At 58.7% G+C, this 18,657-nt stretch carries 18 protein-coding genes and 1 tRNA gene; 7 read left to right on the plus strand and 12 right to left on the minus strand.

The window, feature by feature from the left end; translation table 11 throughout:
• From KF767_14430 to KF767_14445, 4 genes are all read left to right on the plus strand, one after another.
• On the plus strand, positions 1–424 hold a 424-nt coding region (locus KF767_14430), incomplete at its 5' end, for a hypothetical protein (GenBank protein ID MBX3019081.1).
• 33 nt (positions 425–457) lie between these two features.
• Positions 458–4,483 carry a DEAD/DEAH box helicase gene (locus KF767_14435; GenBank protein MBX3019082.1) on the plus strand — a complete coding sequence of 1,342 codons (4,026 nt, stop codon included), beginning with the start codon at positions 458–460 and terminating at the stop codon, positions 4,481–4,483.
• A gap of 3 nt (positions 4,484–4,486) precedes the next feature.
• Positions 4,487–6,040, plus strand: coding sequence for a hypothetical protein (locus tag KF767_14440; protein ID MBX3019083.1), 1,554 nt, complete (start codon positions 4,487–4,489; stop codon positions 6,038–6,040).
• A 70-nt stretch (positions 6,041–6,110) separates the two neighbouring features.
• Entirely contained in the window at positions 6,111–7,175 is a 1,065-nt protein-coding gene (locus KF767_14445) for an agmatine deiminase family protein (GenBank protein ID MBX3019084.1), read from the plus strand.
• A 27-nt stretch (positions 7,176–7,202) separates the two neighbouring features.
• Here the strand turns inward: KF767_14445 and KF767_14450 are convergent, their stop codons facing one another.
• A complete protein-coding gene (locus tag KF767_14450) occupies positions 7,203–7,694 on the minus strand; it encodes a methylated-DNA--[protein]-cysteine S-methyltransferase (protein ID MBX3019085.1) in 492 nt (163 codons plus the stop codon).
• A gap of 2 nt (positions 7,695–7,696) precedes the next feature.
• Positions 7,697–9,163, minus strand: a complete 1,467-nt coding sequence (locus KF767_14455) for a DNA-3-methyladenine glycosylase 2 family protein (GenBank protein ID MBX3019086.1) — start codon at positions 9,161–9,163, stop codon at positions 7,697–7,699.
• A gap of 161 nt (positions 9,164–9,324) precedes the next feature.
• Between KF767_14455 and KF767_14460 the strand changes: the two genes are divergently transcribed.
• Together KF767_14460 and KF767_14465 are read left to right on the plus strand one after the other, a co-directional pair.
• Entirely contained in the window at positions 9,325–9,822 is a 498-nt protein-coding gene (locus tag KF767_14460) for an Hsp20/alpha crystallin family protein (GenBank protein ID MBX3019087.1), read from the plus strand.
• 120 nt (positions 9,823–9,942) lie between these two features.
• Complete coding sequence (locus tag KF767_14465) at positions 9,943–10,803, plus strand: DUF4010 domain-containing protein (protein MBX3019088.1); 861 nt, start codon at positions 9,943–9,945, stop codon at positions 10,801–10,803.
• Positions 10,804–10,809: 6 nt separating this feature from the next.
• Here the strand turns inward: KF767_14465 and KF767_14470 are convergent, their stop codons facing one another.
• The 10 genes from KF767_14470 to KF767_14515 all read right to left on the minus strand — a co-directional run bounded on the left by KF767_14470 (position 10,810) and on the right by KF767_14515 (position 18,079).
• Positions 10,810–11,145, minus strand: coding sequence for a hypothetical protein (locus KF767_14470; GenBank protein MBX3019089.1), 336 nt, complete (start codon positions 11,143–11,145; stop codon positions 10,810–10,812).
• A 63-nt stretch (positions 11,146–11,208) separates the two neighbouring features.
• The gene (locus KF767_14475; protein ID MBX3019090.1) at positions 11,209–12,048 is read right to left on the minus strand and encodes a hypothetical protein; all 840 of its coding nucleotides are present in this window, start codon (positions 12,046–12,048) and stop codon (positions 11,209–11,211) included.
• A 74-nt stretch (positions 12,049–12,122) separates the two neighbouring features.
• The gene (locus KF767_14480) at positions 12,123–13,415 is read right to left on the minus strand and encodes an ABC transporter substrate-binding protein (protein MBX3019091.1); all 1,293 of its coding nucleotides are present in this window, start codon (positions 13,413–13,415) and stop codon (positions 12,123–12,125) included.
• Positions 13,416–13,418: 3 nt separating this feature from the next.
• Positions 13,419–14,033, minus strand: a complete 615-nt coding sequence (locus tag KF767_14485; GenBank protein ID MBX3019092.1) for a glutathione S-transferase family protein — start codon at positions 14,031–14,033, stop codon at positions 13,419–13,421.
• Between the two features lie 45 nt (positions 14,034–14,078).
• Entirely contained in the window at positions 14,079–15,050 is a 972-nt protein-coding gene (locus KF767_14490; protein ID MBX3019093.1) for an MCE family protein, read from the minus strand.
• A gap of 2 nt (positions 15,051–15,052) precedes the next feature.
• Complete coding sequence (locus KF767_14495) at positions 15,053–15,772, minus strand: ATP-binding cassette domain-containing protein (GenBank protein ID MBX3019094.1); 720 nt, start codon at positions 15,770–15,772, stop codon at positions 15,053–15,055.
• Positions 15,773–15,786: 14 nt separating this feature from the next.
• Positions 15,787–16,614 carry an ABC transporter permease gene (locus KF767_14500; GenBank protein MBX3019095.1) on the minus strand — a complete coding sequence of 276 codons (828 nt, stop codon included), beginning with the start codon at positions 16,612–16,614 and terminating at the stop codon, positions 15,787–15,789.
• 29 nt (positions 16,615–16,643) lie between these two features.
• Positions 16,644–17,216 carry a YdcF family protein gene (locus KF767_14505; GenBank protein MBX3019096.1) on the minus strand — a complete coding sequence of 191 codons (573 nt, stop codon included), beginning with the start codon at positions 17,214–17,216 and terminating at the stop codon, positions 16,644–16,646.
• On the minus strand, positions 17,191–17,574 hold the full coding sequence (locus tag KF767_14510) for a RidA family protein (GenBank protein ID MBX3019097.1): 384 nt from the start codon (positions 17,572–17,574) through the stop codon (positions 17,191–17,193). Before KF767_14510 ends, KF767_14505 begins: the two co-directional genes overlap by 26 nt.
• Positions 17,575–17,584: 10 nt before the next feature.
• Positions 17,585–18,079: an organic solvent tolerance protein gene (locus KF767_14515; protein MBX3019098.1), complete on the minus strand. Its 495-nt coding sequence runs from the start codon at positions 18,077–18,079 to the stop codon at positions 17,585–17,587.
• Between the two features lie 134 nt (positions 18,080–18,213).
• Between KF767_14515 and KF767_14520 the strand changes: the two genes are divergently transcribed.
• Positions 18,214–18,289: transfer RNA gene (locus KF767_14520), tRNA-Ala, on the plus strand.
• Positions 18,290–18,657 lie beyond the last annotated feature (368 nt).

Consider the following 18,657-nt stretch of genomic DNA (forward strand, 5'->3'; position numbering starts at 1 on the left):
GCTGCACGAGGGGGAGTTCCTCGAGGTGTTGGACGTCGTGAATCCGGCACCCGCAAATTTGATCTTTTTCGATCCCTATTCGCCGAAGAAAAATTCCGACATGTGGACGCCCGAAGCGTTCGCGAAGTTGCGCGCAAAATGCGATAACGAGCGGGGCGCGCTTTTGATGACCTATAGTCGCGCGACGCCGATTCGCGTGGCGCTTTTGCAGGCCGGTTTTTTCGTGGGCGCAGGCGCAGGAACGGGTTTGAAAGATGAAACCACTCAGGCTGCCACAACTCCCACGCTTTTGTCCAAAGTCTTAGGCAAAGAATTCTTGGATCGCTGGAGTCGGTCGCAAACGCCCTTCCCGTACGGGCACGCCGGTCAGGATCTCGGGGCTTTGCGCGCGGAGCTGGAAGCTCATCCCCAATTTAATTCATGACAGGTCGGTGCCCCTCTGGCACGCTGAGTATTGGTGTTTTTAATTCCCTTAAGTCTTCGCGACATTTCGCTTTTGCGCGAACCCAGCGAGCGCGTACCGCTCGGCGAGCGTCATGATTTCGAGGCCGGCCTTGAAATGCTGACCGACGACCGCCTGATCCGCGCGGACCTGAAGGCCACCGTGATCCCGGGCGATTCCGGGGAGCTTCGCCAATTTCAGTTCTTCTGGGATGATCCGACGCAGGTGAAACCCGTTCGCGTCGAAGCGCTCGAGACGCGCGTCGACGGTCCCCTTAACTTCAGCTGTTCGCACTGCGAAAAGCGGGGGCGCGCCGCCGACAGCTGTCCGCACCAATGGGCCAGTTACGTCGGCCTTTTCCAATCGATGACGGCGCCGCCGGAAGACTTAAAGACGCCGCTTAAAAAGTTCGCGACCGAGCTGCGCGCGAAACTCAATGCCGCGGCTAGCGATCCCCAGTCCGACGAAGCTCCCAGCGGTGATTTCGCGGACGTGCAGCTCGAGTCGCTCAGCCTGGTGCTGGACGAAACGGGTCTTCTGCAAGGGGCGTCACTTCCGCAATTTTTGAACCTCGATCTGTCCCAATTCCGTCTGACGGAGCCCGACAAGGGGCGTGAGCTTCATTCACCACGTCTTTGGAATTTGCCCGAGGTGTTCCGCAAGCGGATCATCGCGAGTTCCGGTCACCAGATGAACGAAGTGAACACGCAAAATCGCGTGACCGAGATGCTCCGCTACAATTTTTCGAACGGGATGCAGATCAACGCGAAGTTTATTTTGCGTCACCCTTTGCACCGGCGGGTTCCGGGGGATCTGCTCCCGCAGCCGCAAACGCAAGGGGCCGAAGAGGTGTTCGCGCAGTGGCCGCTTCTGCAGCGGATGGAAGGCATTTTCGTCAGCCAGAATCTGCTGGAGCCCGTGAAGGTCATGCAGGCGTTGCTCGCCACGATCGCGCGCAAGCTCGATAAGGATCAGATCAAAGTCTATCTGCAAACGCAGCACGGGGGCGCCATGGCGCTGAAGCTCGAAAGTATCGAGTTCAACCCCGAGCGCGAACTCGATTGGCGGGTCGACTTCAAAGAAAAGAAAGAACTTGAAACCGAAATCAAGTTGGTGAACTTCCGCAATGAAGAGCTGCAGTTTTTCGAAAGCTTCGCTTTGGAACCGAAGAACGGCGTCATCATCGTGCACCCCTGGCTGCGCGAATTCCAGCAGCTCGAACGGACGCTCGCGGGATTGAGCCCGGACTTGAAAATTCAAGTGCGCGGCATGCCCGTGATGGATCTGATCGGCGAGTTCGATACCAAGATCGTCCTGCGCTACTTGCGTGGACGCACGATCCCGGTGAAGGTCACCGGCGAATCGCGCACGCTTTCGGCGGATAAAAGCCTGACGGAAGTCCGTCTGGACGATCAAGGGCGTTTCTTCATTCAACACGAAGCCCGCGTCATGGGGCAGGTGAACCTGGTGCGACGAGGGTTCAGCATGCAGAGCGTGCTTTATCTTCAAGCCCTCCAGCAGGGATTGCCGTTTTTCCTGAAGTCCGAACCCAAAGATATCGCCTCGCGCACGAGTTCGCGTCGTGACTGGGATTTGAAGCTGCTGAAACATCTGGGCATCATGCAGTACATCTTTTTCGAGGTGCTCTCTTTGCATTTCGACGGCACGCTCAGCGACGGCACGAAAGCGACGCCCGAAACGCTCTTGACCGAGCTGCACCCGAAGCTGCAGCCGCTCTTGATCGCGGGCGGTGGCGGCACGCTCGTGAAAGATCTCGCGCTGACGGACCTGTGTTCGAAGCCGGTGCTGACCGCGTTCGATGAGTTCGTCAAAATGACCTTCCGGACGCTCTCGCAGAACGAATCCTTCTATTCCGAATCGGGCGAGATCATCTTAGAGGGCGCGGTCGAGCGCGAATTCCGCATCATCTTCGAGCTGATCAAACGGATCGCGTGGGTGACGAAAGGCGAAGTCTTCCGCCGTTCCCGCACGGGGATTCTGCAGAAGATCACGATCCCCGAAAAAGAGGGCGATCCGCGCCTGCGCGAAACGCTTTTCCACTTCCCCGTTTCGGAGGGCTCCGAGGCCGCGTCGAATTTGCACGTGTCCATCGAATGCCTGCAGCCGCTGATCCCGTTCGGCTTCCGCATCTTCTTCCACGACCAGCCGTTGCAAGAGCTGGGGGAAGACGAGTTCCAGGTCGACTTCGCGCTGACTTCGGAAACGGACGAACGTTTCTTCAATTGGTTCGAGCTGAACCCCAAGTTCTTCCTGCGCGGTGAGGAAGTGAATCCCGACCAGTTCCTGAGCTTGGGCGGCGGCGGGGTCGTCGAGTACGCGGGTAAGCTCTACCTCGTGCCGCAAAAGCAGCTCCCTTCGCTGCGGCGATTGGAGAATTTCTGGAAGAAGCTTCAGAAGGGCAAAGACGGTCCCGACGGTCCCAAGAAAAAGGGACCGCAGATCTACCAATTGCCGCGTTCGCAGACGCTGGAGCTTTTGGCGCTGCGGGCCTCGGGCGTGAAACTGCGCGGAGATGAAAACTGGCAGCGCCTTTGCGAGTTTTACGACAATCTCGGTCATGTTTCGCGCGACTTGAAATTGCCGGCGTCGACGACGGCCGAACTCAAAGAGTACCAGAAGGCCGGCGTGCGCTGGTTGCAGGATCTGTATCAGCTGCATCTGGGCGCGCTCTTGGCCGACGACATGGGCTTGGGAAAGACGCTCCAGACGCTCGCGTTCATGGACGACCTGCGGGACAAAGGCGAGCTCGGCCAAGCGCTACTCGTCGTGCCGTCCAGTTTGATCTTCAACTGGGAGCAAGAGGTCGCGAAATTCACGCCGAAGCTGCCGCTGCGGGTTTTTTCGGCGAAGGACCAAGATCGTTTGGGAAAGGCCTTCGCGCGCGGCGAATCCCAGGTCGTGATCACGACTTACGGGCTGCTCATGGAGCACGGTCAGTTCTTCAGTCAATACCGTTGGAAGATCTTGGTCTTCGATGAAGCGCAGAACCTGAAAAATATCACGACCAAACGCACGAGCGCGGCCCGCGCGTTGACCGCGCAGTTTAAGATCTGCCTGACGGGAACGCCCATGGAAAACCACTACGGCGAGTTCTATTCGCTCGTGGATCTTTTGGTGCCGGGAAGTTTGGGAAAGATCGACGATTTCCGTCGCAAGTTCGTGAACACCGAAATGGTCACGCGCGAAGAGATCGACGATCTGAAACTGAAAATTCGCCCGCTGCTTCTGCGCCGGACAAAAAAAGAGATCCTCGATCAGCTGCCCGAAAAGCAAGAGACCAAAGTCAGCATCGCGTTCGAGGACAAACAAAAGCAGATCTACCGCGACATCGCGCTGTCTTACAATCAACGCGTCCAGGAAACGATGAAGGTCGAAGGCGAAGCGAGCGTGCAGTTGCAGATGCTGACCGCGCTGCTGCGTCTGCGTCAGGCGTGTTCGGATCCGGCGGCTTTACCGAACGTGAAATACGATAAAGTCCCGCCGAAACTGGAAACCTTGATCGATTCGTTGGGTGAGATCGTCGAAAGCGGCGAGAGCGCGCTCGTGTTCACGCAGTTTTTGCAGACGCTCGAACATACGGAAAGCCTGCTCAAAGCGCAGGGGATTCCGGTTTTCGTTCTGCACGGGGGCGTCCCGACCAAACAGCGCCAAAAACTGCTGGGTGATTTTCACGCGCTGAAAGGCGGCGGCGTGATGCTGATGACGCTGAAGACGGGCGGCGTGGGTCTGAACCTCACCAAGGCGAGCTACGTTTTCCATCTGGAGCCGTGGTGGAACCCCTCGGTGGAAAATCAGGCGACGGACCGGGCGCACCGTCTGGGGCAAAACCGCGCGGTGCAGGTCTTCCGCTACATCATGCACGAGTCCCTCGAAGAAAAGATCGAGCTCCTCAAAGAACGTAAGGACCGCAAGTTCCAGGCGCTGTTCACCAGCACCGAAAAAGAGGTCGAAGTGGGGTCGGGCGGGGCTTCACTTTCCAAAGCCGATTTCGATATGCTTTTGGGAATCGGGGACGGCTAAATCATGGCCGCAATGTCGACCGCCTTCATCTTCGCCTACCGCGCGCTTTCGGTCTTGCGCGTTCTGTTCGTCGTCCTGAGCCTCAGTTTACTTCCCGGATTGATCGAGAATTTGGTTTTGCCCTATTCGGAGGATTTCGGTTCACTCGATAATTCCCGAGTGAACGGTCAGTGGGCGCGTCTGCACGCGCAGCTCGAGAGCCCTAGAAATTTCGCGGGCCTCGATGATGAGGGCCGCCGACGAGTCCTGACCGCCTGCCAATTGACGGCGCAAAGTTTATGGAGCCTGGACCGCGCGATCGCGGGCGAAATGCACGCGGATCAGGGGCGGCGTAAAGAGATCCGCGAGATGATCTTGAATCTCGCCGAAACGGTGCTGAAACCTTCACTGCATTTCGCGCCGGAAGTCACGGCGACACGATTTCCCGCGGGCGGGTACTCGGCGTATTACGGTCCCGTGAACGTGGTCCTCGTGGTGCATCGGCTTTTGACCGGAAATTCCCGTTGGGATCGCGAAATCGAAGGGATTTCGACCTACCTTTGGCGCGAAAGTCTGCGTTGGCCTTCGGGTTTGATTCCGCCGCTCGCTCCCGCCGCGCAAGCTGCGGCTTTCATCGCGGATCAAGCCGTCGTGCTGTTCGCGATGAGTTTGGTTCAGGATCTGAAGAGGGCGCCGTCGCCTCCGGCCGAACCGCGCTGGTCCCCGGCGCCGAAACCCGTGGCGAAAAATCCGCGCCCCAAGAAGAAGGCGAAAACGGAGCCGATTCCAGGGCAGGTCGGGGCGACTCCCGTCGTTCCGTCGCTTCCCGAAAATCCGCGTCGTCCTTGGCGTCTGCCCGAAGGCGCGGTCACGCCGCTACACGCGTTCGCGCAGGCGCTCGCGCAAAATCCCGTGAGTCGGCGCAGCGGACTTTATCCGGCCGGTCTCAATCACGAGCATGCCGATTTGCCGCGGGGGTCTTCGACGGCCTACGCATTGATTCATTTGGCGCGCCCGATGCCCGAAGGGGCCGAGGCCATGTACACGAACTTCCGGTCGCAGATGTTTCGTCGCGCGGCCGTGGGGGGCGGCTTTCGGGAGTGGCCGGTCGGACTGGAGCGGGGGCGCGATGCCGACTCGGGGTTGATTTTTTGGGATATCGGCATGGCTTCGTCCGTTTACGGTTTGGCCAGCGCGCGTCGGTTCGGGGACGTCGACTCTTACGACGCGATTTTGCGTTTCACCAATTGGATCGGCGGGTATTGGGAGTTCGGTCAGGGGCGGCGTTACCTGTTGATCGATCTGCCGCTGGCGCTGATGAAAGGTCTTCGGCCCGGATCCCGCGGAAGTTACGAGGCCCTGCAGTTCTTGGCGGACGCCCGGCTATTTCGCGCATTCACCCTGGTCCCGGAAGTTCGACGCGGGGGCGAAGACGGGCGTTACCGGGATCGTCGGTGGCCGTGGACCGAGGCCATCCTGCTGATTTTGGGGGTGACGGGCTGTTTTACCGCGACCCAAGCCCGTCGACGCATCGACGATTGGTTGAATCGTCGTGAGCACCGCGCGCCATCGCTTTGACCGCTTGCGCTTTGCCGTTTCGGGTGAATAGGATTCACGCACAACCAATCTGAAACTCCCGGGGGGGAACATGGCATACGGATATGCTGGATGTTGGGCCGCAGTGATTTTGCTCGTGACGGGTCTTGCGCAAGCGAAGCCGGTTCCGCAAAAAAGCTTAAGTCCTGAGCGCATTCAAGTTCTGAAGTCCTATCACCAAAAACTGAACGCTTCGCCGCTTTTGCGGACGCCGATCCCGGCGACCACGCCCGAGCGCCCCTTCTCTGAACTGGAGGAAGCGGGTTACCTGTTCTTCAGCTCGAACATGAACTACAACTCGCGGATCGCGAAACACGAAATGGCGAAGAATCTTCCCGCCGGCGTGACGCTCGTCATTTTCACCGAGCCCGGAACGGATGCCGCGCGCATTCGCCGTGAGTATCAAGGTCTGATCGAACCCGAGCGCCTGAAAGTCGTGGAACTCGAAGACGCCTCCAGCGGTTTCTGGACCCGCGACGGTTTCCCCGTGCCGATCTGGGGCGTGGATCGCGGCATGAACCTGGTGGGCGCGAAGTACTACCACGGTTTCGAGCCGGACGAAGCGGTCAGCGGTTGGTTCGGTGGACGTCTTTCGGAGCATCGCTATTTCTTCGAGGGCGGAAACTTCGTGACGAACGATCAAGGCGACTGCCTGACGATCGATAACGAGCTTTCGGTCGATATTCCCGACAGCATTTTCCAAACCATGTATGGTTGCCGCAAGCTGGTGCGCTTCCCGCACGAAAAAGGGATCGGTCACGCCGATGAATCGCTGAAGTTCGTCACCAGCGACACGGTCATCACCGACAGCGCCAACTATCAAAAGACGCTCGAAAGCCACGGCTACAAAGTGATCCGCGTTCCGCGCCCGCAGCGCAAGTACGAAACCTACATCAATTCGCTGCTCGTGAACGGGACGATTTACGTGCCGATCTTCAATCAGAAAACCGATGACGAGGCGCTCAAGGTCTACCGCGACGCGGGCTTCACGGTGATCCCGATCGAAACCATTCAGCTGGCGAACAACGGTCTGGGCAGCATCCACTGCATCACCATGACTTACCCGCCGGCGCCGTTCGAGATGCTGTTGAAACGTCTGGGCGCGCGCGAGCTCTAAAGCTCACGGCGGTCCGCTTTGCGCGAGCTAAGGCTCACGACCCTCAAGGCGAAGGAGGTACTCCTTCGCCGATATTCCGCCGGCGAATCCCGTCAGCGCCCCGTTGGAGCCGATCACGCGGTGACAGGGGACGATGATCGATAAGGGATTTCGACCGTTGGCCGCACCCACCGCCCGTGAAGCGGTGGGTTTTTTTATTTGGCGCGCGATTTCGGCGTAGCTGCGGGTTTCCCCGAACGGGATGGTCGCGAGCGCCCGCCAGACCGATTTTTGAAACTCGGTGCCGTGGGGATCGAGGGCGACGCCGAAGGACCGGCGTCGTCCGGCGAAGTACTCGCGCAGCTCTGCGGCCGCCTGGCGCAAGTGGGGATTGGCATCGTGCCCGGGGAGCGGCTCGCTCGCGAAGCGCACGCGGCCTTCGCGATCCTCGGGCCAAAGCACCGCGACCAGACCTTGGGGGCTGGCCACCAGACGAAGGGGACCGACCGGACTTTGCAGGGTCGAAATATGCAGTTCCATCTTCAGCGTTTCCTCTTTCCGGTTTGAGAGAGCGTTTGGGCGTAAAGATGCCACAGGTGAATGGCGGCGTAGGCGCGCCAAGGCCGTAACTTTTCGGTTTCGAGTCCGGGATGTCGCTCAAGGGCGCGCTTCAAAATCAAATCCGTACCGGGAAAGGCATCGGGATCACCTAACGCCCGCAGCGCCATGTATTCCGCGGACCACTCGCCGATGCCCGAGATCTGGCGCAATCGATTTTTGAATCCGGCGAAATCCGCGCCTTCTTCAATCAACAAATCACCACGGGCGATGAGGCCCGCGATTTCGCGGATCGCGCTTTTGCGTTTGGCGGTCGTGCGGAGGCGGTTCATCTTCGCGCGTTGCAGGATTTCGGGCGACGGAAAGCGTCGCGCTTCGGGATGTCCTTCGACCGGCGTGCCGTACTCGCGCACGAGATCCCCCATGAGTTCGCGCGCGAAGGCGACCGAAACGAGCTGCCCCAGCACGGTGCCGATCATCGCCTCGTGGGCCGAGAACGCGCGGGTTACCCGCAGGCCCGGGGCTTTGCGGACCAAGGGGCCCAGCGTCGGGTCTTGATGAAAATGCGCTTCGATCCACAAGGGATCGGAATCCAGATCGAACATCCGCCGGACCTTTTGCGCCAGCGCGAAAAGGGGCGTGGGGTCGTCCGTCCAAACTTTCAAGGCGAGCGCGTTCTCGGCGGCCAGGTTGCTGACCTGAAACCAACCCTGGGCGAACGCGCGGGCGTAGGTGACGTCGTCGATGAACTCGACTCCGGGGATCTGATGGTGGCGGAAATATCCCAGGGCGTGCGCCCAGTCGAAAGGGGGACGGTAAGCGAGTTTCAAAACGAAGGCGCCCGCCTCGGATTTCGGTTGGCCCCGGTGCGTGCGCGGCGACTCTTTGAATCTTTCAAGGAAGGCGTCGTTGAAACGTCGAAGCGAGCCGAAGCCCGCGGCCAAGCAGACCTCCGTCATGGGAAGTTCGGTTTCGCGAACGAGCTTGCGCGCGAAGTTCAAACGTTGGTCGCGCATGATTTTTTTCGGGCTTTGTCCCAGCTCTTTCTCGAAGAGTCGACGCAGGTGTCGGGCCGAGACGCCGAAGCCTTCGGCGAAGTCCTCTTCGCTTTCCAGGAGGCGGAGGGGATCGTGAATCGCGCGCAACGCGCGTTGCACGAGGGCCGAAGTGCCAAGCCAAGCGGGCGAAGCGGGGGCGGCTTCGGGACGGCAGCGTTGGCAGGGTCGGTAACCGGCGGCCTCGGCCTTGGAGGACATATCGAAAATCTCGATGTTTTTCATCAAGGGCTGGGCGGGACAAATGGAACGGCAATAGATGCCGGTGGTTCTCACCGCCATAAAAAGACGTCCGTCAAATCGCGGATCGCGCCGACGGATGGCGGCGGCCTCCGCCGGGGTCGGGCGTCGTCCGGAGAGGGGGATTTGACGTTGCGGAGTCTGTCTTTGGGCCACGGCGACAACCTAACCGAAGTCCTGCGAAAAAACTCGCCATTTTCGGACATGGTCAAAAAAATGCGGGGACCGCCTTGACGAAATTTCGAGGGCTCCCAAATTGATGACGTGGACGAGAAGTCCCGAATCAGAGAAAAGGAGAAATGAACATGAGACGCGCCATGATGGTTCCCTACGTCACCCGCCGCGCATTGGCGAGTGATCTCTTCACTCAGATGAATCGTGAATTCGATCGCCTGTTCGAAGATTTCGTTCCCGCCCAACGCGAAGCTTGGGAAAATCGCGAGGCCTTGGCGAACGCGCATACCCACGAAGACGAAAAGTTCTTCCTGGTCAGTGTCGATATGCCGGGCATGAAACGCGAAGATATCAAAATTGAAGTTCTCGATCACATTCTGACCGTGACCGGTGAGCGTAAAGAGCGCAGCCCGGCCCGTCAGTACATCCTCAAGCGCAGCTTTTCGCTGCCGCGTGAGGTGAACGCCGAAAGCGTCGAGGCGAATTACGAAGACGGAGTTTTGAAACTCTATCTGCCGAAAGTCGAAGCGCCGCAGGCCCGTCAAATCGAAGTCAAAGCCGGTCAAACCGGTGTCTGGGAGCAACTTGCGGCCACCCCTCAAGCCCAAACGAAGGCTCCCACTGAAGGCTCCCAGCACTAAACGCGCGGAGCTCCCTCCATCGAAACCCCGGCCGTCGGCCGGGGTTTCTCTATTTCAGGCTCCGGTAGAATTCCGAACGATCCGGGCGACAGCCGTGGCAAAATCGGATAGATTTACGCTGTGGAAAATTCGGACACGACGAAATCGAACTGGATCAAGACTTCACTCATTCTGGGAACGACCGCGGCCCTCGCGTTGGTTCTGCCCGATGAGCCCGTCGACCCCTGGCAAATCCTCGACCTCAAAAAAGTCATGTACGTGATCTTCGCGCTCGCGTTTTTGCAGACTTTGGCGGGCGTGGTTGTGGACAAACTGGGCTCGAAGGCGGGAATCGTCCTGTTGGGATTTTTGGCGGGTTTGGTCTCGAGCACGGCGACGACCGCGACCGTCGCGCGCCAGAGCCGGGATTCCAAAGACGAGGACACCAACGCCGAAACCGTCGTGCTGCTCAGCGCGACGCTCGCCATGTTGTGTGAGGCGGCGGTCGTACTGACCATCTCGCTCAGGCCACCCAAGCCCCTCCTTTACCTGATGTTTCTGGCACCGATTCTGGTTTGTTTGGGGCTGACGTTGACGCTCACCCGGCGGGTACGTCACATGCCCGAGCAGCTCCAACCGCAGGGGCTTCAGCTCAAACCTCTTTTGAAATTGGCCGCATTTATCATCGGGATTCTGGCGCTCTCGAAGTTCCTGCGGGGCAGCCTGGGTGACGCGGGACTGATGTTCTTAACTTTTGGCGTTTCGCTTTTTGAAATTCACGGTTCGATCATCGCGAACATCCAGCTCGCCAACGCCAAGGTCATCGAGCACTCCACGTTGATCGGGCTGTTCTCTTTGAGCGTCGCGGCTTCTTTCGTTTCGAAGATGGGCCTGATCACGATCTTGGGCTCACGCGCCCTCAAGGTGCGCATCGCCTGGATCACGTTGATCATGATCGTGACCCAGGCCTTGAGTTGGGCGCTCGTCCGCGGGCTGCTTTAAAGGAAGCTAGGGAGCTTTGCAGTTGAAGAGTTCGTCGTTCGTGAACTCGAAACGCAAAGAGCCGAGCATCAGAATTTCCGAGCCTTCGCTGTTCGCCGACTCGGTCGCGAGACCTTTCACGCTGGATGAGCGCGTGGTGACGACGCCATTTTCCATGGGGCCTTTGTAGTAACGAGTGACCGTCACGTAAGCCATGTCCACGCCATCGACATTCAGTTTTTTGAATTCATAGACGTTGTTCGGCAGGTCCGCGACGTTTTTGCACTCGAACTTGCGTTCGGGCCAAGCATGGGCGGAAGCGGCGGCGAGGGAGATCAGGGTCAGGGTGATGAGTTTTTTCATTTGGGGTCCTCCGGCTCCGATCATTGCGCGGGAGGCCCCAAACTCAAGCGATTGCGGATCGCGTTAGTTCCAATCGTCGTATTCGTCTTCCGGGTGACCATCTGAGCCATCATAGTTTTCATCTGAGATCGTGACGACGAGCTTGTGCCACGGGAAACCCCATTCGTCCTCACAAATGACCTCATAGTCGCGCCAGAAGCCTAAACCTTCGAATTGCTTTGGTTCGGTGCCGATCGGCGTGGTTCTGTCGATCAGATCGTTGGTGAGGAGGTAGTTCACCCTTTCTCCAAAGTAGTGACGGAGTTTGAATTCCGATTCCATCGACTTTGAAAACGAGGTCGTGCCGAACGTAAACCCGACGATTCCGGTATTGGCGGGGAACCCATCGACGAGGTAAACCGCGGCTCCGCCGAAACACTTCGGACTTCTTTCGTGAAAGGGCGCATCGCATGGAGGAGCGGCGGTCTCTCCCGGCGGGATATAAACGTTGTCACTTGCGCGTTGGTAGACGTAAGGAAAAAAGCTAATCGCGCGGCAGCGGTCCGGACGATTCGTGGCCCAGGTGAATTTAGTCGACGAATAGAAGAGACGTGCCTCTTCGATGCTGAGCGAGCAGGTCGTGGTGGAGCCGCGAACTGCGTTGGGCTCGACTTCGCAAACTTTATGCGTATGGAAAACCGGGGCGGGTGTGCCGTCCCAAGCCGTCGAGACCTCCAAGGTCAGCGGCGAGAGCGTCGCCGGATCCGGAGTGGGGGTGGGCGTCGGAGTCGGCGTGGGCTCGACAACCGAAGAACCGTCATTGGAACCACCGCCCGGAGGGCTGCAACCCAGCGCGAGTCCGAGGCCCACAAGAATACCCATCAACACAGCGGCTTCCGCGATTTTCAGAGAGGCTTTCATCATGATTCGAGCGTCTCATAATTTCCGGAAGGCCCGCAACGGGACCCCTCGCTAAAGGTCGAGGCTTTCAAGTCTTCTTAAGCTGATTCCAGCGCTTTTCCGCGAGCGCTCGCGCCCAGGTAAATTAAGAAAGCCAAAAGCACCGCGCCGACGGACAAAAGAATCAGCCACTTGAAATCCCCCGTCTGGGGAAGCAGGCTCGCGAGCCCCAAAAGTACGAAGGTCATCGCGTTGTTCAGAACGCTCGCGAAGCCGTTCACGCGGCCGCGCTCACCCGCCGCGATGGACTCCTGTCGCAGTTGCGTTTCGCCGAGCATGAAGCCGTAAAGCCCGATGCGCGAGAAAAGAACTGCGCCCAAAAACGCGAAGGTCGTGAAGCTCGTGAGGGCGAAAAACTCCGCCCGCGCGAAGGCGAGACCCGCCCCCACGACGGTGATCGTTTGGAAGCCCAGAAAAATCCCCGCGGCGCGGGTCAGCCCGAAGCGCCGGTACGCCAGCGGAAAAAGAAACGTCGCCGCCAAACCGAAGAAAGCGCCGGCGCCGCGAAAAAGTCCGATCTGCCATTCGGGAAGTTGCCAGGCGTCTTTCAAAAATCCCGTGAGCAGCACACCGTGCGGACTGAGTGCCGAAACCCATAACAGCGAGTACGCGATCATTACGGGCGCCACGCGCTGCGTGCGGAAAAGCGCGTAGCCCGCACGGACGCGCGCCGCGAACCCCAAGCGCGTTTCGGTGCTGATCTGGACGTTCGCGCGCGAGAGCTCGGGGCGATCGCGAAAGACCGAATCGAGGATCAGCCATTCGGGCAGAAACGAAATCATGTTCCACGCGGCGACGGCCGCGAATCCGTAAAGGGGCGAAGTGAAGGCCACGATCAAAAGTCCGGCCGCGACCGGCGCGCCCACTTCGGTCGCCAGGTCCACTTGACGAAAACGGCTATTGAAACGGGTCAAAGCGTCGCCCACGAAAAGCGACGGCGCCAAATCGGCCGCGATGGCGATGTCCATCAGGATGGCGCCCAAACTTCCGAGGACTCCCGCGCATGTCAGCGCCGCGAAGAAGAAAAAGAATTCGAGATCCCCGCGGGGATCTCCGATCAGCGTGAGTCCGACCAGACTCCCCAGCACGCCCAGAAACTGAAGGCCGAGTCCCCAACGCGTCACCCACCGGCGCGAGCGCGTGTCGATCAGTCCCGCGATCCGCGGGGTGAGCAGAAGGCTGAGCGCTTTCACGCCGAGATAAAAAAGCGACGCGAGATCCAGTCGCCCCGGCCACAGGGCGAGCAGCGTGAGCGGCAGCGCGAAGTCCCAGGCCTGGTCCCCCGCGCGGGTGAACAAGCGCCCCCAAAGAAGGCGCGTTTCGATGCGCACTTTTTAAAGTCCCAAACGATCCGCGGTTTCCAAGTGACGACGGAACGCCGGGCGGTCTTGGCACAGGTTCACGTAAGCTTTGAAACTCGCGCGTGCGGGAATCGCGTTCGTCATCAAGGCGTAGCTCAACTGCGACGACAACGCGAGATCCGCCGTCGAGAAACGGTTTTTCAAAACAAAGCCGTCCCGAATGGCGTGTTCGACCGTATTCAGCACCGCTTCGAACGTCCCGTGGCCGATGTAGCTCGACGGCGGGGTCTGCGCGCGCGGGAAAATCTGATCGACCATGCCCGGTTCGAAAACCGAAGGGGCGAAGAACAGCCAGCGGTAGTAAGCGCCGCGCTGGGGATCGGTCACGTCGGGCGCAAGTCCCGCCTGCGGGAAGGCATCGGCCAGGTAGGTGGCGATGGCGGTGCCTTCCGTGATGACGACGCCCCGGTGCTCGATCATCGGAAGTTTTCCCATGGGATTTTTCGCAAGGAACGCGGGAAGTTTCTGCTCACCCTTCATCATGTCGATCCGCTTGACGTCGTAGGGCGCGCCGACTTCTTCGAGCATCCAATGGATGCTGCGGGCGCGGGACATGGGGTGATAGTAAAACGTGACTTTTTCGGACATGAAGCCTCCCTGATGAGGGGAAGCTTAGCGGGAGATGTCCTGATGTCAATTCGTGGGTTGACTTGCCGGTTGCCGATCGCGCGCGGCTTCTTCTTCGCGGACTTCACGGGCGTTGGAGCGCAGCATGAAGCTCTTCTGCATCGCCTTCAAGAGGACCACGGCCTCGTCCAAGGCTTCGACGGCGCGACGGCTGGAGCGCGGCAGATCCGGTGCGACTTCGGCCAGCGCGGGCAACAGCACTTTTGAGCTTTCGGTCAGGACCGCCAGATTGGCCACGAGCTTTTCGAGATCGTCCGCCATTTTGGGAGCGCGGGATTTGATCTCGGGCAAGAGCGCGTTGAGTTCGCGGGTCGTGATCGAGAGCTCTTGCATCACGATCGCGAAGCGGTCGTCTTTGGTCGCCTGTTTCGAGAGTTTGACGACTTCCATGGACATCGTATTCATGTTTTTGAGCAAAGGATCGATGCGATCGAAGATGCGCACCAAGTCCGCCGTGCGGTTTTTATCCAGGAAGGCTTCGGCCAGGAAACGCAGGTTTTTGACCATCTCGCCCATTTCGCCGAGGGCCGACCCCAGGCGACGACCGCTCAAGAGTGTCATCAGATCCACCGTTTCGGCGGAAGCGACCTCGCCGCCGAGTTCCACCGCTTCGGCTTCGGGCGAACCGACGGTCAGCTCCAGAATCCGTTCGCCGATGATGAACGGACGCACGAGCTGTGATTGCGAGTCGCGGCGAATTTTGTTCGAAAACTTCGAAAACACACGGAACTCGACTTCGATTTTGTTGTCGGCGCGAAGCTCCACGCTATCGACCGCACCCACGCGCAAGCCCGCCATGATGACGGGCGTTCCGGTATGAAGTCCCTCGGCGCTTTCGAACACCGTGCGGAAGGGCGTTTTGGATTCAAACCAACCTTGTTTCACGGCGATGCCGATCATCGAGAAAAGAATCCCGCCGATGGCGACCAGTACGAAGAGGCCGGCGACGCGTTCGAATTTGTTGAACTTCACCCGCATCATCATGCCGCGACCGCTTTCTTTTCTCCGGAATCGTCTTCCGCTTCATGGAGGTAAAGTTGACCGTTGTCGATGGCGACCATCGTGGGGTTCACGACGCTCATGAGTTTGTCATCGAATGAGCTCAGGAAAACGTGACGGAGTTCACCTTGCTGACGAAGTTCATCGACTAAATCGAAGAATTTGAGCGCCGTTTCCTGCCCCAATCCCACCGACGGATCGTCCAGCAAAAGGATCTGCGGATGCATGATCAAAGCGCGAATCAGACAAACGAGTTTGCGCACGCCGCCGGGAACGACCGAGGGGCGCAGGTGTTGGTATTTCGAGATGCCGAGATCTTCCATATAGATCATGGCCCGTTGGGCGGCTTCGTTGGGCGACAACACTTTATGGTACAGAAGCGGGAGCGTCAGATTTTCCTCGAGGGTTTTGTTGTAAAGGACGCCGCCCAGGTCGAAGCCGTAGCCGATGTTCAGACGGTAAGGCAGGAATTCTTCGAAACTCATTTCGCTGACATTTTCGCCGTTCATGACGTAGGCGCCCTGTTCGGGAATCAGTAGACCCGCTTGCAGTTGCAAAAGCGTCGAGCGCCCCGCGCCGCTTTCGCCTTTGATCCACACGATCTGATCCAGCGGAAAGTCGAAGGTCGTGTTTTGGAAGATCTTCGCGTTGTTTTCGAACCCGAAGGTCAGGTTTTCGAAACGGATATTGTCGACACGCAGGCGGTGAAGTTGGCTCATCCCAAAACTCCCAGTTTACGAAGTTCGTTCAGATAGAAAAGAGCGGTGACCGAAAAATTGAAAACCACGACGTAGATGATGGCTTTGACGACCGCTTGGGTCGTCGCGATGGGGACTTCCGTGGGGCTGCGGCCGACGGAAAGGCCTTGGTGACAGCTGACCGTGAAGATGATGATACCCGAAAAGGTGTTCTTCAGAAGGAAAAGCCCCAAATCGCCGACCGCGATCGCGCGCGCGAGCGAGTCCGCGTAAAAGCCGAACGGCAGATCGTGCAGCATGCGGGTCAAAAGGTAGCCGCCCAAAATCGAAATCAAGGTGAAGTAAACGGCCAGCGAAACGACGCTGATGACTCCGCCCAAAACGCGCGGGAAGACGATGTAAGACAGCGGATTGATACCCATACTTTCCAGCGCTTCGATTTCGCGGTTGGCGCGCATGTTGCCGATTTCCGAAGCCACCGCGGTGCCCGAGCGCGCGATCACCACGAGAGCTGTCATCAGGGGGCCGAGTTCGCGGACGATGATAATGACCAGAAGCTTTCCGATCATCTCGGTGCCGCCCAGCAAATTCAAATTCGTGGAGCTTTGCAGGATGACGACGCCCCCCGCGCCGAGCGCCAACACCGAGATCAACGGCACGGCTTGCCAGCCGGTGAAGTAGATCTGCGAAGAGACGACGCCAAAAAGCGTGCGCAAACTCTGCGTGCGATCGACGATGGCGGCGCGAACCGAAAGATAGAACGTGAGCAAAACGTGGAGGGTGTACTCCAAGTTGCGGGTCACGTGTCGGCCAAGGCCGTCGATCTGGTTGAAGAGAAAACTCATTGGATTTCTCTTCGGAATTTGCGGGGCGCTTAGAAAGCCCAGACCGAGTAGAACATGGTCTTCATGACCTCGGTCCAGTATTCCGAGAAGTTGGAATTACGGACCAAAGGGGGGACGGGGTGTTTCGTGATGGCGATCGAGTCCGGGAAACTGCTGTTGAATGTCTTCGTGGCCCGGTACATATGCAGTTGCGAGGTGATCAGCTCCAGTTTGCGACACCCTAGACCTTCGACGATGGGCAGCGACTGTTGGGCGTTGCCGTAGGTCGTGGTGGAGCGTTTTTCGAGGACGATCTTGTCCATATCGGGACCCCAAACGAGATCCCAGGGCGTCACCAGATCGGTGAGCTCCGTCGTCGGGTGCACGCCCGCGATGATGAGGTGACGCACTTGTTTGCGCGCGAGCATCGCGAAGCCCTCGCGAATGCGGTGGGGGCCGCCCGTCAAGACGAGGGCGCAGTCGGCGTCGGTGTCCGTATCCCAACTGGCCATGACCTCGTCCTGCAGTCGGCGGTGCGTTTCCACCAGCAGCAGAATGAACAGGCCCGCGAGGATGAAGCCGACGCCGATGTAGCGACTAGCCTTGAGCAGCCAAGACTTCAATTTCGACCTTCACGCCCTTGGGAAGTCCCGCGACCGCGACGGTCGAACGGGCCGGAGGATTTTCGGGGAAGTGTTTGCCGTAGATTTCGTTCACCGTGGGGAAATCCTTCATGTCGGTGATGAAGATCGTCGTTTTCACGATGTTCGAAAATTTCAGGTTCGCGGCCGCGAGCACGGCTTCGATGTTCTTCATGACCTGCACGGTCTGCGCGGCGACGTCGTCGCCACCGACCGTCTGGCCCGAGGCGGGATCAAGCGGGATCTGTCCCGAACAGAACACGAGGTTTCCGAGTTGGATCGCCTGGCTGTAGGGACCGATCGCGGCGGGGGCGTTCGCGGTGTGGATGACTTTTTTCATGTGCGACTCCTTAGAGGTAAAAGAAGATGCCGGCGCCCAAGAAGGACTGGCCGAGCGTACGGAAACGGACCTTGTCGACATTGGAAACGCCGATGCCGGCTTCGAGGTTGAAACCCAAATTCTCAAGGCCGGGCAGGAAGAATTCGGTCGCGACGAGCGCGGAAAGCTCGTAGCCGGATTTTTTGACGGTGGCGACCTCTTGGGTCAGCAGGGTGAACGCGCCGCCCATGTAGAAGTTGAGCTGATCTTCCTCGAAAATGCGTTTACGCAATCCCAGCTGCAGGCCGAACTTGGAGTTGTTCTCTTCGGTGTCGATGCCCAGCGCGCCGGTCATGCCGAATTCCGAGTTCGGGTAGTAGTTCATCGCCAAGGCGGGAAGTCCCGCGATCGCCATCGAGTCCCGGAAGCCGAGACCGAGCCGGCTTTCCATCATCTTGCCTTGCGCGACGAGCGGCAGGGCGAGGAACGTGAATGTGGATAACAAGACCAAGCTAAAGCGGCGCATAATCCCCCCGTTTATCGATGTGGGCCAAGGCGGCCATTTGAACGTGAAATTGCGCTTGCTTCAAGGGGGGAGATGAAAATAACCTTGCATGCATGCCGTCACTTCCGCAGCCCTGCGGAGAGCGTAGGCAAGATGGGGATGTAGCTCAGCTGGGAGAGCGCTTGCATGGCATGTAAGAGGTCGTCGGTTCGATCCCGATCATCTCCACCAATACCAACCCTAAGTACACCGCCGTCCTCAGAGATGCGGGGTGGACACTTAGGGTTCTTTTTTATGGCATAGACGTTGTTAGATATGGCCTCGGAGTTTTCTTCCGAGGCCATTTTTTTAGGTGGGATTGGCTGAACAGTGACCCGCTCTTTGGCAGTCACATAGTAGGCATAAAGCCCTTCACGAGTGTAAACGAGGCTATCCACAAGGCGACGGATAAGACGGCGTTTCATGGCATGGCTGGCTTTCGTCCAACCTTTCTTAAACTCGTGAGCATTGGATTCAATAACAGAACGGCTGGCCCTCGCATCGTTGATTTCATCAATTTTTAATAACAGATTCTCGCGGTCAGATACTAAGAGCCGCTT

Source organism: Pseudobdellovibrionaceae bacterium (assembly GCA_019637875.1).
Lineage (GTDB): Bacteria > Bdellovibrionota > Bdellovibrionia > Bdellovibrionales > Bdellovibrionaceae > JAHBUW01.